Source organism: Pirellulaceae bacterium, from assembly GCA_019636385.1.
GTDB lineage: Bacteria > Planctomycetota > Planctomycetia > Pirellulales > Pirellulaceae > Aureliella.
In genome coordinates, this window is the sequence record JAHBXT010000001.1 from 282,357 (window position 1) to 298,958 (window position 16,602).

Consider the following 16,602-nt stretch of genomic DNA (forward strand, 5'->3'; position numbering starts at 1 on the left):
GGAGCCTCAGCCAACTGGCCCCAAGGCATTGGTAGCGAGAAGCGGACAACAACCATGCCCCAACCATGCCCCCCTAATGGACAAATGATCTCGTGGAGAATTAGGCGAGGTGGGCAATATTTCGCAATTTACAGCTTGGACACTCGACACCACTTTTCTTTATAACATCCGCGACTATGCTTCTCGGTTGGTAACTGTAATTGTTCACGGCGGTTGGCGCGGTGAATGTCGTGAGATGGGTAATTGTAAGGTGACATTGTTGTAGCGGAGTTTCAATATGAATAAACCTTTCCTCTGGTTAAGCTCAGTCGTTTTGGGGTACAGCCTGCTTGCCGCTCCGGCTAGCGCGGGCGTTGTGGCTTATTATAGGTTCGAGAATTCAGGTAGTTTGGGCGACGACCAAACTGCCAATCACCCTGGTACACCAACCAATGGTCCGACTGCATCTAGCTCAGTGGGACAGAACCCAGTCAAGCGAACCGGTGCTGCTAATATTGGTTCGATGAATCTGGACTTTACAGCTCCCGCAGATCACTTGGAGATCGCTCATCATGCCGATCTCAGTTTTGGCTTGAATCCATGGACGATTGAGGCTTATGTTAGTTTCGACTCGGTTCCTAGTACTTCAACCGGCGGCATGTACATCGCTCAAAAGAAGGCCAGTGGAGTCACCGACAACTTTACTGACTATGCTTTTTTGATTTCTGGTAATCGAGGTGGGATCGGTGCCGGGATATCTTATTACGATAACGGTAGTTATAGCGCAACAGGTCGCAATTTGCACGTTGAATTTGGCGACGGCTCGCAGATTGTTGCTTTCCGCAGTAACTTGAATGTACCAACCAGTGGCTGGGCTCACATTAGCGCTGCATTCGACGGTTCTCAGACGGTTCGATTTACTCTGGATACGGACTTGACGGACAACGTCATTGGCGCAATTGAGACCATTGTAGCTGGATCATCTTTCACCACCTCCACGAACACTGGCACGTTAATCATCGGCGCGAAGAAAAACAATGCGGGGGCCATTGCTCAAGCCTTTGATGGCTTGCTGGATGAAGTTCGAATCAGCAACAACATGGTTTGGCACACTAATCTACTTGCCGTTCCAGAGCCGTCTAGCGCTCTGTTAGCGGTCTGTGGAATTGGTGGCTTGTTGGCCCGCCGTCGCCGTCGGTAGCTGTGACAAAACCCAGTAGCAAGCTGTTTTGCGATTCAGTGATAGAACTCTGATCGCAGCATGCAAAGCAGTGAATGTGCTCGTGTAGAGGCGGTTGTACTGCGGGTAGCGGGAGTACCGCTTTTGACTAGGCCACCCTTTCTTACTAGCCATTGCAAAAATTTGCTCTTCCATACGGAATAACGGTGATGCTGCAATTTTGCAACCCAAGCGTTCGTCGGCTGTTGGCATTAGCTTTAGCTGTTGGTTGGTGCGGTCTCAATTTGCAGCCAGCTACAGCCGATCCACCGCGACCAAACGTCGTACTGATCGTGGCGGATGATTTTGGCTGGGGCGAGTTGAACGCGAACATAGGCGGCCGTCCGTTTGGGCGGACGATTTCAACCCCCAATTTAGACGCGCTGGCCGCCGGTGGATTGCGGTTCACCAACTTTTACTCGTGCGGCACGGTTTGCACGCCCTCAAGAATGGGTCTCTTGACTGGCTTAGACACCAGTCGTTCTCTTTCGCGTGGTAATGCCGAGACCGTCTTGCGTCCTGAAAGTGTCACGATCGGCAATGTGATGCAGGATGCTGGCTATTCGACGCACGCCTTCGGCAAATGGGGAGTAGGCGGAGTCCAACCCGGCACCGCTCCCTTCACCGATCCACCACCGGTTTTTCAGAACGCGTTTGCCTTGCCAACCGAGCGAGGCTTTGATTCCTATGCGGGAATCGTCGACACACTGCATGCCTGGAATTATTGGTCCAGCTACGTGTGGCAGGGAGATTCCGGCAATCCGATGAGTGCAGTAACCATTCCCGGCAATGTCGGTGTCGACCAAGCCACGGGACCCACGCCTGCGCAGCTGGCCGACGGTGCTATCAATGTTGAAGACATCTTCCGCAACGGGGCTGTGGATGTCATCAATAATTCGACTCCGGGTGGAGATCCGTTTTTTACCTATGTCCCATTCATTACACCTCACCGCACCATTGCCTCACTACCGATCGATCCACTGTATGCAACCGCTGGCACTCCCGGCGATGCGTTAAATCCCAACGGCGGAGCTTGGTCGACGATCGAAAAGCAGTACGCTTCGGCCATGACCGCCTTTGACCAACGGGTTGGTGATATCGTTCAGGCGCTCAGCGATAGGGGCATCCTGGACAACACGTTGATCTTGATCACCGGCGACAACGGTCCGCAGCAAACCGAGGGCCATCAAGTCGAATTCTTTGATTCCAATGGTGAACTGCGCGGCTTTAAGCGTTCGATGTACGACGGCGGTATACGCACTCCCATGGTGGCCTACTGGAACGGAACCGTTGCTCCAGGAGTTAGCGATTACGTGGGCACCCATGCCGATTTGATGCCGACCTTAGCGGCCCTTGCAGGTGGTGCTTCCCCGACCGATATCAACGGAATTTCATTTGCAGACCATCTGCTGGGCGGTACCGCTCCGACGCGCGGTAAGCCGTTGTATTTCGAATTCTACGAAGGCGGTTTTGTGCAGGCAGCGCGGCAAGATAATTGGAAGATGGTTCGCACGGCCGCTGGAAACTACGAACTGTATGACCTGAATACCGACCCTAGCGAGACCAATAATCTTGCGGCCAATCCCAGCTACTCCGCTGTTCGCGATCAATTGAAAACATTTCTGGAAGATTCACGCAACTACACGCTCCAATATCAGCCGCACTATTCTCAAACCACTTACAACACACTCGAGGATACAGGCGGTGTGGCTGGCGTGCGCGAATTTGAATTGCGGCTGGCCGGGGATGCCGTGAGAGTTGGCCCCGGCATGGGCGGCTCGGATGTCAGCCAGTACGATGCGCTCAGCCACGCCATTGAATTCTCTGGCAACGGAAAGGCTCATAGCAAAGGTGCCTCAGTTGGCGGAGAGCCAGGTGGGCTGACAATAGATAATCTTGCGTACGGCTCAAGCAGTGCGACTACCAACCCTGCCAGCTTTGAATTGTGGTTCAAGCCTAGCGATCTGGCTGGCCAAGAAATCGTGGCGGAGCTAGGTGGAGTCAGTCGTGGATTGTCGTTTTTGCTTGATGGAGATGAACTTAAGTTTCGCGTTAAAGACGGGGCCAATCTGGCTACCCTGTCAAAAGATTTGGGAAGTGGTGCTGGAGCGCCCGGCGAAGGAACGTTTGGCTTAGACAATTTCAATCAACTGGTTGGCGTTATCGACGTTCAAGGTAGCGGAGCCAACCTAGCACTGTTCCTGAATGGTGTCAAAGTTGACGATCAGTTCCTGGCGGGCCTGACCGATTGGGCCGGTGGCGATGGCGACGCACTAGGTGGCCTTCACAACTCGCTCGGGGGCAACAACGGTGATTTAAACCTGTTCGGCGGCTTCGATGGCCAGATAGCCCTGTTCCGCATCTATGAGTTCGCAATGCAGGATCATCAAGTCATGCAGCGCTACTGGCAAATCGCCGCGATTCCAGAACCTAGTTCCCTAGCCCTGATCTTATGTGCCGCCGCTGGCTGCTGCCGGAGTCGACGCCGCCGAGTCGCATGAAGCGGCTCTCATGTGGATTGGACTTCGCACGTTTGCGAGGATCGCAACCCGCTGCGTCAGCAAGGGACCGATTGCGATCCTTCGCTGACGCAGCGGATGGAGACATGCCGCTTCTGCGCTCTCGTATGTACAATCTCCCAGGATGTCGAACTGTATACATGATTACAGCCTGCTTGTGGCTGGTCTTAGCTGCCAGGTCCAGCTCGCATGCACAGTCAGTTCCACCGTTGACCGTCCAGCAGGCTGTCGGCGATCAGTCTGCCAAAGATGCTCCCACTGAACTGGTTGAGGCCGTTCGACATTATAACGCTGGCCAGTTTGAGGCCACTCTCAAGCTGCTAGATCAGGCAGCAGCGCGTAACACGGATTTCCATCCCGCTCGGCCTACCCTGGCCAGATTTCATCTGCTGACCGGCCGCGTTGCCGAAGCTCGCGCCGTGCTGGAGTTGTTTGGAGCCGAATCGCCTCAGGAACCGGAAGTGTACCGGCTGTTAGGGGAATTGGCATTCCGCGAGTTTCGGCTGGTCGAGGCAGAACTGCTGTTTCGTGAGCTATTGGACAAGTCGCACGCTTACGCTATCAGTCAGCATCGCAAGAAGCAGTATCAGATCGCTGGACATGCGGGCCTGGCCGCGGTGGCCGAGCGTAGAGCTCAATGGTCCGTGGCGGCTGGGCACTTGTCCGAATGGATTGCTCTGGACGCAACTAACAGCGGTGCCCACCAGCGGCTGGCCGAGGCGCAATTCGAATTAGGCAAGGTTCGCGAAGCCTATTCATCGTTGCAAATCGCGCAACAGAATAGCGTACCGACTTTCAGCGCCGAAGTCGCCATGGGCCTGATGTACGATCAAGCCGGCCAGCGAGAAACAGCCGAGAGCTGGATGAAGCAGGCGCTCAACACGGCTCCCGATCAACCTCACGTCCTCTTGGCCGTCGCCCAGTGGTACTGGGACAACGATCAGCCACAATCAGCCCAGCAGCCCATCGCGACCGCCTTACTGATTTCGCCGCAATCAGCTCAGGCTCGCCTGTTAGCCGCACTCGTTGCGTGGCAAGCCGGCAAACTGGAACTAGCCATCGAGCATTTTCATGTTGCCGCGCGGCTAGAACCCGGTAATGCCCTGATTGCTCATCAGTTGGCGCGAGCGCTGGTCGAGACCGGGGATGCCAAACATTTGCAAGACGCGCGAGTGTTGGCCGAAGCTAGCGTCAAGCAGATGCCGGCCGATTCAAACATAGCTGCCACGTTAGGGTGGGTCTACTTGAAGCTCGAACTCTTGCCAGAAGCCGAACAGATATTCAAGCGGATTGCCCTGGGCGGGCAAGTCCAACCTGATGCCGCCTACTTCTTAGCCTGTTTTGCCGAGCGAACTGGTAAGCGGGCGGCTGCGGTTAAAACGCTGCGAGCCTCGCTAGACACTCCTGGTCCCTACTTGTATCGTAAGCAAGCTGAGCAGTTACTCAAACAGATCGATCCCTAAGCCTTGTTCACCACGAAGGCTTGGTTTCGCATAGTTCAATGCTACCTGGGCAAGATAATCTGCTTTCGCTGCAGGCGAGCGGCTAACGCAAAGTCCCTCTTGACCATGAGCGCTTAGGTGAGCCGCAGAAATGTAGTTACCGTCGACAGTCGGTCGGAACCCAGAACCTCCACCGTCTGGCGACGGTGGCTTCGGTTAGTCTTTGACTGCCGCTCGCCTTAATACGATTCGTCCACAGATTTTTACACATGACATCTAGCGTCTACATAGTAGCGACGATGGATACAAAAGGCTATGAGTTGGCCTTTGTGCGTGATCGTTTGCGCGCTGTGGGAGTTCCCGTCAGAATGGTTGATGTGGGCACGCTGAATCCACCCAGCGTTCAGCCGGATGTCTGTCGCGAACAGGTGCAAGCTGCTTTAGCCGTGCCTGCCAGGCGTGCCAACGCAGCTCTCGATAACTCCGATCGAGGACAAGCCATCGCTCTCATGGCGGACGCGCTGCGGGATTACTTGCAGGCAGAAATGTCCCAGGGTCGCCTGTCGGGAGTGCTCGGCTTGGGAGGCAGCGGCGGAACCTCGCTGATCACTACGGCCATGCGCGCCTTGCCTATCGGACTACCCAAGTTGATGGTCTCAACCGTGGCTAGCGGGAATGTGGCTCCGTATGTCGATTGCAACGATATCACCATGATGTATTCGGTGGTCGATGTGGCAGGAATCAATGCCGTTTCTGAGATCGTTCTAGCAAATGCCGCCCATGCGATGGCCGGTATGTCTCAGCACGCTCGGCCACAGCGTCGCAATCGCCCTACAGTAGGAATGACCATGTTTGGGGTAACGACCCCTTGCGTCGATCAAGTGCGGCGACGGCTGGAAGTCGAGGGCTTCGATTGCTTGGTCTTCCATGCGACCGGTGCGGGAGGGCGAGCCATGGAGCAACTGGTTGCGTCGGGGCTGATCTCGGGTGTGCTGGACATTACCACCACCGAAGTAGCCGACGAAATCGTTGGTGGAGTCTTCGCCAGCGGACCGCATCGATTTGAGAAACTACTCGCAGCCGAGATTCCTCTGGTACTCAGCGTGGGAGCCGTGGATATGGTCAACTTTGGTGGGCTGGAAACCGTACCAGTGCCGTTTCGCAATAGGAATCTCCACGTGCATAACGCCCAGGTCACCTTGATGAGAACCTCTGTCGAGGAGAATCGGAAAATCGCGGCGTTCATCGCGGACAAGCTGAATCGAGCCGCAGGACCCTGGCGTCTCCTAATACCCGAAGGAGGCGTATCGCTGCTGGACGCTCCCGGTCAACCCTTCTTTGATCCCCAAGCCGACTCGGCCCTGTTTGAAGAACTCGAGCGGCAATTACGTTGCTCCAGTCAACGGCAACTCATTCGACTCCCCTTGCACATCAATGCCCCCGAGTTTTCACGAGCCTTGGCCGAACATTTTCTGGACCTCAGTAGTGGCTAAGCGCTCCGTCGGCAAAATTGAGAATTGAAAGAAAGCGGAACGGCGTAGCAATCCGCGGCACTTGCTAACTAGGAATTTTCAGTATGCGTCATTCTCGCGAATCTATCCTTAAGCACCTACGTTCGAAGATTGCTCGTCGAGAGCCAATTGTGGGTGGAGGAGCGGGAACCGGAATAAGTGCAAAATGCGAAGAGGCAGGTGGTATCGACCTGATCGTAATATACAACTCAGGTCGCTACCGCATGGCCGGACGGGGATCGCTGTCGGGTCTCCTGCCGTTTGGCAACGCTAACGAAATCGTCAAAGAGATGGCTCGCGAGGTCCTGACAACCGTGGCCCAAACACCAGTCATCGCTGGAGTCTGCGGAGTCGATCCGTTTATGCTCCGCGATTATTTCCTGAAAGAACTAATCGCATTGGGATTTTCCGGGATCCAGAATTTCCCGACCGTCGGGTTAATCGATGGCAAGTTTCGAGCCAATCTGGAAGAAACCGGTATGGGCTATGCACTGGAAGTAGAGTGTATTGCGGCCGCGCACCGCCTGGATCTGCTGACGACGCCCTATGTTTTTGACGAAAATCAAGCCGTGGCTATGACCCAAGCAGGCGCCGACATTTTGGTTGCCCACATGGGACTGACTACTGGCGGTGCCATCGGCGCAGAATCGGCGCTGAAGTTGGAGGACTGCGTCGAGCGGGTCAATGCAATTGCCACTGCCGGTCGCAGCGTTCGTTCTGATGTTCTAATACTGTGTCATGGTGGCCCGATCGCCATGCCGCCGGACGCTCAGTTCATCTTGGATCACTGTGACATCCACGGCTTTTATGGTGCTAGTTCTATGGAACGACTGCCGACGGAGCTGGCTATCAAGGGTCAGGTGGCTGATTTTATGAAGCTGAAGCTGTCGAAATCGTGACCCCGATGTCGGGGGCGGTGGCGACCGAGTGTCGCTGACAGCTCTGTCGGTCAAAAGAAATATTTACCAGTGGGCGAAGCGATTCGAGACAATCCCCACCATTCACTTAAGCTCGAGTCATGACAATCAAGTTTTCGACAACAATACTTCTCTTCGCCATCTTGGACTTAGCCGTCGCCTTGGTGGCTCGCGCGGAATCGCAGGTTGCACCCGTGCGACTGCACAGTCAGGTCCTGTTTGTTGGATCGATCGTAGATGCAGACACCAACCAACCAATCGCAGCCAGAGTCTATCTGCAGGACTCTCAAGGCAACTGGCTATTTGTTCGTCCCGCCAGCGAACAAGGCACCGCCTGGCCCTACTCGGAAGAGTGGGTGCCCATGCCCCAATCGGTAGAACGGCACACCAGCGTGTCGGCTCATCCCTTCCAGATCGAACTGGCACCCGGAGAGTACTTGATTCAAATAGAACGCGGCAAGGAGTATCTGCCGCTTAGCCACAAGCTGGTGGTCCCCTGCGTTGAAGCAGCGCAACACGATCATGAGCCGAGGCAACGAACGATCGAGGAGACGTTTTCCTTGCAACGCTGGAGCCGAATTGCAACTCAAGGCTGGTACTCTGGAGAGACGCACGTCCATCGCCGTATCGCAGAGTTGCCAATTGTCATGTCAGCCGAAGAGTTGAATGTGGCCTTCCCGGTGACCTTTTGGACAACCTCTGCGGACAAAGTCCCGGACCTGGAACCATCCAGCCTGCGTTCCCAAGGGCCTTCACCGTTTGGAGCCCGTGAAGATGTCGGCTACGACCCGATTTGGATCAATAATCATCAAGTGATCCTGCCTCGCAACACCGAGTATGAAATATTTTCGATTGGGCCACGACGACATACGCTCGGTGCATTATTCATTCTCAACCACCGCTCGCCTTTTGTACAGACCGCGCCGCCAGTGGCACCCATTGTCCAACAGGCGCGGCGCGAGGGCGCATTATTAGACTTAGACAAACACAATTGGCCGTGGTCGTTGATGCTCGTTCCGGTGGCCCAAGTCGATCTGTTTGAACTATCAAACAATAGTGTCTGGCGAACCAACTTTGGCTTCAAGCAGGCTGGTCAGGCATTGCCACCATGGCAGGAATTCGAGCAAGAGTCGCCTGGTGTTTTGACCGAGTGGGGCTGGCTGCAATTTGGCTTCGAGATGTACTATGCGCTGCTGAATTGCGGTTTTCGCATGAGCCCCTCGGCGGGTACGGCGTCGGGGGTGCATCCGGTGCCACTGGGGCACAGTCGCGTTTATGTACATACGGGCGAAGCGTTCAAGTTGGAGGCTTGGCTAGAAGGCCTGCGGTGTGGTCGCTCGTTTGTGACTACCGGACCGATGCTGACAGCTCGAATCGACGATGAGCTTCCAGGTCACGTATTTCAAGTCGGTGAAGATCAGTCCGGCGAGTTCGCCTGGGAGGCCGAGATAGCCAGCCCCGATCCGATCTCGCGCGTCCAGTGGATCGTCAATGGCCAAGTCGTGTCTACGATTATTCCCGAAGAGATGCCAACGGACCACGGAGCTTGGAAATGGTCCGGAAAGGGGATGTTGCCTATCCATAACTCCAGTAGTCGCCGCTGGCCCTCAGAACCGGATCGGGCTCGCGGAGCCCCCCTAGATCAGGGAGCAGTACACAGCCGTCGATCAGCTTGGGCTGCACTGCGCGCCTGGTCTGACCAGCCTGACGGCAGAAAACGATTTGCCCACACCGGAGTATGGTATTTTGATGTGGACCAACAACCGGTGCGTCCGCCTCAGCGGCAGATCGACTATCTGGTTGAGCAGCTGGAGAGTTCTCTAAAACAGCAACAGGGGATACTCTCGCCCGAAGCCTTCGCCGAATTTGAACAGGCTCGGGACACCTATCGTGAGATTCAGGCCAGGGGCATCGCGGATCCATCTTCTCAATGACGGCCTACTACTGCGGCCATCGACAGAGGCTTGTGTCTGGGGAAGCAAATGATTTTGGTTTCGGGGGACTGCTTACACCCCGCTTCCGGCAACCGCCAGGTTGCCGGGCAAGCACTACAAGACATCCAATTGAAAGTCATGCGCAATCTGTTCGACTACTTTCGACTCGCGGGCGGCGGCGTATTGGCTCGCGGCGATTGGTAGTTGTCGAAAATATTACCGCTGCCCAGGACCCGCGGATCGGACTGTCGCGTCAGTTCTGCAAACAGCTGTTCGCGCAGCGATGCGACTTGAGAGCTGTGCGCCGCGTCGGCTGCCAGATTGACGATGCAGTCAGGATCATGGGTCAGATGGTAGAGTTCCTCTTGCGGACGCTTGCCAAACGCCAGTTGCCAAAATTGATCGTGCTCGCCAAAGTCGCGAATGAGACGCTTAGTGGGACTATTGTCGGTGTCCAGCAAGCCTAGCTCGATGTCGCCGCAGGGCCAGCGATCAGGGGCAAAGTTGTGAATGTAAAACCAGTCGCCACTTCGCATCGCTCTTATCGGATATCCTAGCCCTGATGGCGTGCCGGGACGCGCCTGAACATCGTTTCGCTCCCGACCCAGAATTACGAAATCGCGAGTTGGATCGGCATGCCCCTGAAGCAGACTCACCAGGCTGCGACCGGTAATGGGGGACATGCCTGACTGCAGCCCGTCCACGCCCATCAGCTCAAGAAAAGTCGGAGCAAAATCGGTGAAGCTGACAAATTCGACCAAGCGACGGCCAGGGCGGACGATGCCCTCGGGCCAATACATTACCAAGGGCTCGCGGTTGGAAATATCATAGTTATGCCCTTTGGCACGAGGAAACGGCATGCCGTTATCGGAGGTAACAATCACGAGAGTGTTGTCGGCCCGATCGCTGGCCAGCAGCATGTCCAGCAGCTGGCCTACCTCGTCGTCAAAGGCTTCGACCTCCAAAGCATAATCCAGCATGTCGCCACGTACCGTTTGATTGTCAGGCCAGATGCGTGGAACACGGTCGATATCAGACAGTTGCTTACCGGCCGCCGTTCCAGAATCCTTGTCGTAAGGCCGATGTGGGTTCTTGCTGCCATACCAGTAAAAGAACGGTTTGTCGCTGGGCTGAGATTTGAGAAAGCTGGCAAAGTTCTCTTGTGGCTTGACATTAAATCCGAATGAACGCGGCTGGCCATCTGCAGTCAGCGCGGAACCAGGCCCCCAGATTTTCCCCTGCCCACCGACGCGGATACCGGCTGCACTCAGCGCCTCGCTAAAGGCTACGAATTTGACGGGGAACTGCGATTGGTGATTGGCCGCATCTTCTAACTGCCACGGATTGCGTCCGGTCAGGATGGCTGATCGCGACGGTGCGCATTTGGCGGTCGGAGTGTACGCGTTGTCGAATACTAGTCCATTGCGGGCTAGGCGGTCGATGTTAGGAGTTCTGACCCAATCGCAGTCATAGGCTTGCCCAAAATGAAGCGAAGCGTCGTCGGCGATTATGAACAAGATGTTGGTCTGCGCGGCAGAGAGTCCAGCCAGGGAAAGAACCCAGGCGATGACGAAAGCCGCTAGAACAAGTGAGGCACGATTCATGGTTCGGTGATCCGCTTGAGATGAGCACGGGCAGCGCTGTTGGTCCTACTGTCTATGCACAAGCATAACACATCCTGCAGCCTGAACAGACTAGAAGGCTGCGGTAGCAGCGTTGGTCCTGCGTGGAAGTCAAAAGTTATCCGAGAACTTCGGCAAACCAAGCAATCGCCGTTTTCAACGGTTCGAATGCTGAGGGCGGCAAGGCCACCACTGCCACCAAGAATTGACGGACCAAGTTTTGCACGGATTTAACGCGGATTCAGGCTGTGCATTACCTCAGCTCACCAAGTCATCAGGTCGGCCCAGGCACCCAACAGATTTAGGCTGCGCGATGGCTGACCAGCGATCGATAGGCGACCAGGACTTCATATAGGTCGCGAGGAATTTCAACCACATCGTCCGCGAAATCGCTGAGCCAGGCTTTGTTGGCATTAGCGGCGTGGACCAGCAACGGCGCCATCTCTGCCAAGCAGACGGAGATCGTATCAGAGACTGAAGGGGCAGCTTGCCATTGAGTTGGGGAGGCATTCATATTGGAGATTCCGTGAATTGCGATTCGATCACGAGACAGTTACCACTCAAGTCCCGACACGCAGGACTACTCCCCTGTCACTTGGTATCGGCAGTCGCGATTTTATCGTTTAGAGAAAGTGTGCAGTTTCCTTGTTTGCTAGCAATTAGGCTGTTGGCAACTTGACAATCCGTGAATGCTTTCTTAGATTCGCGGCTTTCAGCGCCTGCCATCGACTTGGATTCCAGGGATGGACGGTCGATTCCAAGGGAGGATGAGCCTTGCCCAGGCGCAAAGTAATAATGCTCGGCCAGTGGTGCCTCACGGTAGTGAACTGCTGGGCGAGCAAACGTGAAGAGCCCAATTCGCATGACTGACCTTAGCGGTATCGCCCGCCATCTTCGCCTGTCTGTTGATCAAATTCGTTTGGCAGTTGATCTGTTGGAGCAGGGGTATTCACCGGCCTTTATTCATCGCTACCGTGCCGACGAAACCGGCCAGCTAGCGCGCTCTGTTTTGTGGCGACTGAAATCAGAGGTCGATCGACAGCGGCGGTTGGATGCCATTCGTAGTCGAGCGCTGCAACACTTGCCTAAAGATGCAGTCCTGGATGCCGAAGCAGAAAAAGCCGTGCACGACGCTCGAACGGCTGCTGCGGTTGATGTAGCTCTGCGTTGCTTTCGCGCTCGCCGCAATTTGCTTCAGATCAGCGAGCCAACGAGTGTCGCGGGAAAATTGCTTGAATCGATGATCAAGTACAGTGGGCCTGCGATTGCAGATGTGACTGCGTGGGTAGCGGAAAGCCAATCGCTGGATAGCCAAGCCGCGCAACAATTGTTGAATCAGACCGAGCGATTGATCGGCTCATTGATAGGCGGCGATTCGCTGCTGCACGCCAGACTGCGTCAAGCAGTAATTCGCAAGGCACAAGTAACGGTGCAGTCGATCGAGGAATCCAACAGTGCTGCGCCCACCAGTTCCTCCGACCGATCGCAACCATCTTCCTCAACCGACAGCTCCAGCGACGCACACGATGATGGCCTGGAAGATCACCACCAGGGCGATCTGGCGGATGAACATGACGATGAAAGTGTTGGGGAACACGTCGATGATACTGCGCTGGCTACTGAGTCTGAACTGAGTAGCAAAGCTGACAGCCTTGTAGCCGACAATACGGATGCACCGCCTGCTGACGGTACTAGCACCGCGCAGACCGCAGTGGCAGCAACGGATCCTGCCGCTTCGAAGCCAGCATCAAGAGCGTCTGCCAAGCTGACTCCGCGCCAACGACGTCGCAAATGGCTGATCTCGGCCCTCAGTCCGTTGCGAACGCTAAACAAGCCACTCGGCAAGTTATCCGCGTATCAGCAATTGATTCTGGGACGCGGCATGCGCTCCCAGCTCGTAAGACTGGTATTGAACTATGAGCCTGCTGTATTAACGGAATTAGCTCGAGACTCATTTGTCAGCCACAAGCATCCGCTGGCCGGATGGTTCACTGGTGCGGTAGCCAATGCGCTAGATAGCGGGTTGCGATCCAGAATCGAAACCGACGCGCTGATGGAATTGGAAGAGCAGGCTGGAGAACAATTGCTGGAACATGCCACCGACGATTTGCGGCGACATTTGCTGCGTCGCCCCGTTCGCGGGCATACGATTGCAGTAATCGACACCGTCGGACCAAGGACGGTGGTAGTAGCCATTGTAGATTCAGCTGGACAAGTGCTGTGTTGTGACGAACTTCCGTGCTCTGTCCAACCGGATGTCGTATCGCAAAATGTTGTTCGGTTAGGAGAATTGATCCATCAATACCGGGTGACATTAGTCGGATTAACCAATGGTCCGGCGCGTCGGTTTATGGTGGTTACCGTGCGCGAGCTGATGCAACAGAGCAAAGATAGTGGCCTGCGATGGACGATGGTTGATCGTAGTGGCGCCGAGGCATACGCTGGTAGTCGCATCGGACTCAAAGAACTGGCTACGCATAACCGTCGCCAGCGAGCGGCAATTTGGGCGGCGCGCAGTCTGCAAGACCCGCTATTCGAGCTACTAAAAGTCGATGTGGGCCGATTGCGACTGGGTAGCTATCAACGCGAGTTGCAGCAAGATTCGTTGCGACAATTGGTGCTGGATACCATCTCTGAGTGCGTCTGCTTGCGCGGTTTGGATACGCAGCATGCTAATCTTCGCGAACTGCAGTACATCCCCGGAGTGGGTCCCGATCAGGCCCAACAAATACATCAACTTGCCAGCAGCGGTCAATTGGTTAGCCGTCAGCAATTGCAATCGCAAATTACAGGTTGGTCAGACGTGGACAAGCGTCAAGCCATTGGATGGCTGCGCGTTTTTGGAAGTACGTGTACTTTGGACGCGACGCTGATTCATCCCGACGATTACCGACTGGCAGAGCGACTGATTGAAAACAGCGAATTATCCGCGCCCCCCGCAGCACCTGCCGGCTGGAAAAAGCGAACCGTCGAACTGGCAGCTTCAGCGATTTTGGCAGATTCCACCAGCTCAGCCGACAGCGGCGCAGTAGTCAGCGGTACTGCGGCTGAGGCTGGCGATAATTTGTCCGCTCCTATCACCGATGCTCACGGCACCAACTCTGATTCAGAGCCGATTGCCAGCGCAGATTTGGATGCAGAATCTCCTGACGGCGGCCAGCATAGCAATTCAGCAGCCATCATTGAAGTTTCCTCCGATAGCAATGAAAACGCAAGCGTTTCGGCAAGTACTGAGGATCAGTTGAGCCGTTCGGAGTCAGCTCAACCCGCCTCCCCGCCAGCAATGGTGCCCGAGTATCCCGAACAATTGCCGCCTGCAAGTACTTCCCCCGAACCGACTGTCGATATTGAGAAGCTGGCCAAGCAATGGCAGGTGGGACGAGCCAAATTGAAGTCGATTGCTCAAGCACTGCTGGACCCGCTGGGAGATGCGCGCTTGCAGGGTACTCCGGTACCCCTGCTGAGCGACATGCCAACTCAAGACAGCCTGCAGCCCGATACGTGCCTGTGGGCAGTGGTCGTTGGAGTCGCCGAGTTTGGTGCGTTCGTCGAGATTGGTCCGAATTGCAATGGACTAGTACATATCAGCCGCTTGTCGCCCCATTTTGTTGAGGACCCGCATCAATGGGTTCAAGTCGGCGATCTGCTGCTGACTTGGGTGGTAAATGTCGATCAAAAACGCAATCGTGTCGCATTGACTTGCCTGTCACCCGCTCAGCGCGCTGCAGCGCAGGCTGAAGCTCAGCAGCGCGAAGCCGATGAGCGGTCTAGTCATGCGCGTGGCCGTCACCCGCAGTCTGGCGAGGGCAGACCCGAACGTGGTCCACGTCACGGTGTTGCACCGCGTGGCCAAACTAGCGGAGGACAGCCACCTGGTGCTGGGCAGCGGACAGGTGGTGGTGCACCTCACTCGGCCGTCCAAGGTGATACCACACACTTAGCTTCAAACGATCGGCGGCCTCGCAGTGACCAAGGTTACCGAGGTCGCGGCCAACAGGGCTCCGGTGGCGGGCGTGGCGCTGGAGGGCAGCGAGGCGGCCCGCGCGGTCGCGGGCGCGGACATGATGATTCCCGTCCTGCCAAGTCGGTGGTGGTGACTAGCAAACAACCCAAGGCACCGATAACACAAGCCATGAAGCAGGGTGATGAACCGCTGCGATCTTTTTCTGACTTGATGCAGTTCTACCAAGCTCAACCACACGTTGAAGCCAGCGACGTCCCTGCGCCTGAAGCACCTCAAACTTCGACGGTACAGAATGTGCCCGAAACAGCTCCGGTAACAGCCAGCGGTTCTGCCGAGGCTTCAAGCAACCAGCAAGTTGATGGCCAGACCTAGCGAGCAAATGTAATCGTTTGCTCTCCAGCTCAATTACTCTCGATATCCTGCGGCCCGTTTTTGCCGATCGCGGAGCGCCGCACTTTTGTCATTGTGTGGCGGAACATGCACGTAGATCAGCGCGGCTCCCAAGCGGTCTGATTCGCGTAAGAATTCATAAAATCCCTGCATATACTCGCTGATACTGGCGAACCTCCGATGCAACAAAAAACACTTGTCGCCAACTACGCCAAGCGTCTGGTCACCTGCCTGTGCTGGCCATCTCGATTTGACGCTTGCACTATCTATCAACTCGGCCAGAGTACAATCTCGCAGCGCGGCCGGTGGCAACTCACACAACTCTGACATGCTTTCTAATAGTTTGACTGGCGCAGACGGTTGATAGTGCGCGTGTCGTCTACCAGGACTAGTGGGGGGCTGGTCGCTGGTTTGTGGCTGGCAGGCTCGAAGATTCGCTACCACACCGCGCAGTTGATCAAACGTAATTGCGCCGCTACGCAGTTCCCTGGGCACTGGACCAGTACAATCCACAACCGTGGATTCAATCCCAATCGCGCAGTCCGGTCCCTTCAAAATGTAGTCCACGCGGCCATCCAGGTCTTCCAGGACAGATTGCCACGTTGTGCAGCTTGGTCGCCCGGACCGATTTGCTGACGGAGCTGCGATGGGGTGACCGGCGAGCCGCAACAGTTGTATCGCTTGGGAATGATTGGGGATTCTGAGCCCAACGGTGTTTAAGCCCGCAGTCACCGCATCGACGATTGCCGGCTGTTTGCGAACAACGACCGTCAGAGGCCCTGGAGCAAACGCCGTCAACAGCCGCTGAGCAACTTCGTTGAGTTCTGCCGCTGCCAGCGACCACTGATCCAGCCCTCCCAGATGCACGATCAGCGGGTTATCTGTGGGTCGTCCTTTGGCCTCGAACAGTCGCCGCACTGCTTGAGCATTGGTGGCATCGACGCCTAGTCCGTAGACCGTCTCGGTAGCAAACGCTACCAGCCCACCGTCGCGCAGCGCCCTTGCGGCCAAGCCGATGTCGTCAGTTACATGTGTGATTGTCAATCTTGGTAGCTCGCTGCGGGATGCGAATGGGTCTTGAAAAATTGGGTACACTATTGTGATT

At 55.7% G+C, this 16,602-nt stretch carries 10 protein-coding genes; 7 read left to right on the forward strand and 3 right to left on the reverse strand.

Annotation, left to right across the window (positions count from 1 at the left end; genetic code table 11):
- Positions 1-277: 277 nt before the first annotated feature.
- From KF752_01080 to KF752_01105, 6 genes are all read left to right on the forward strand, one after another.
- Positions 278-1,180 (forward strand): PEP-CTERM sorting domain-containing protein, encoded by a 903-nt coding sequence (locus KF752_01080; GenBank protein ID MBX3420126.1) that lies wholly within the window; start codon positions 278-280, stop codon positions 1,178-1,180.
- Positions 1,181-1,368: 188 nt separating this feature from the next.
- Complete coding sequence (locus KF752_01085) at positions 1,369-3,699, forward strand: sulfatase-like hydrolase/transferase (protein ID MBX3420127.1); 2,331 nt, start codon at positions 1,369-1,371, stop codon at positions 3,697-3,699.
- Between the two features lie 158 nt (positions 3,700-3,857).
- Positions 3,858-5,180, forward strand: coding sequence for a tetratricopeptide repeat protein (locus KF752_01090; GenBank protein ID MBX3420128.1), 1,323 nt, complete (start codon positions 3,858-3,860; stop codon positions 5,178-5,180).
- A gap of 248 nt (positions 5,181-5,428) precedes the next feature.
- Positions 5,429-6,652, forward strand: coding sequence for a Tm-1-like ATP-binding domain-containing protein (locus KF752_01095; protein ID MBX3420129.1), 1,224 nt, complete (start codon positions 5,429-5,431; stop codon positions 6,650-6,652).
- Positions 6,653-6,735: 83 nt separating this feature from the next.
- Positions 6,736-7,569 (forward strand): phosphoenolpyruvate hydrolase family protein, encoded by an 834-nt coding sequence (locus KF752_01100; GenBank protein MBX3420130.1) that lies wholly within the window; start codon positions 6,736-6,738, stop codon positions 7,567-7,569.
- A 119-nt stretch (positions 7,570-7,688) separates the two neighbouring features.
- Positions 7,689-9,521 carry a CehA/McbA family metallohydrolase gene (locus KF752_01105; protein ID MBX3420131.1) on the forward strand — a complete coding sequence of 611 codons (1,833 nt, stop codon included), beginning with the start codon at positions 7,689-7,691 and terminating at the stop codon, positions 9,519-9,521.
- Positions 9,522-9,676: 155 nt separating this feature from the next.
- Here the strand turns inward: KF752_01105 and KF752_01110 are convergent, their stop codons facing one another.
- Both KF752_01110 and KF752_01115 read right to left on the reverse strand, forming a co-directional pair.
- Positions 9,677-11,125, reverse strand: coding sequence for a sulfatase (locus tag KF752_01110; GenBank protein MBX3420132.1), 1,449 nt, complete (start codon positions 11,123-11,125; stop codon positions 9,677-9,679).
- A 319-nt stretch (positions 11,126-11,444) separates the two neighbouring features.
- Positions 11,445-11,657 carry a hypothetical protein gene (locus KF752_01115; GenBank protein MBX3420133.1) on the reverse strand — a complete coding sequence of 71 codons (213 nt, stop codon included), beginning with the start codon at positions 11,655-11,657 and terminating at the stop codon, positions 11,445-11,447.
- Between the two features lie 348 nt (positions 11,658-12,005).
- Between KF752_01115 and KF752_01120 the strand changes: the two genes are divergently transcribed.
- Positions 12,006-15,479, forward strand: coding sequence for a S1 RNA-binding domain-containing protein (locus tag KF752_01120; protein MBX3420134.1), 3,474 nt, complete (start codon positions 12,006-12,008; stop codon positions 15,477-15,479).
- 33 nt (positions 15,480-15,512) lie between these two features.
- Here the strand turns inward: KF752_01120 and KF752_01125 are convergent, their stop codons facing one another.
- Positions 15,513-16,541 carry a threonylcarbamoyl-AMP synthase gene (locus KF752_01125; protein MBX3420135.1) on the reverse strand — a complete coding sequence of 343 codons (1,029 nt, stop codon included), beginning with the start codon at positions 16,539-16,541 and terminating at the stop codon, positions 15,513-15,515.
- Positions 16,542-16,602 lie beyond the last annotated feature (61 nt).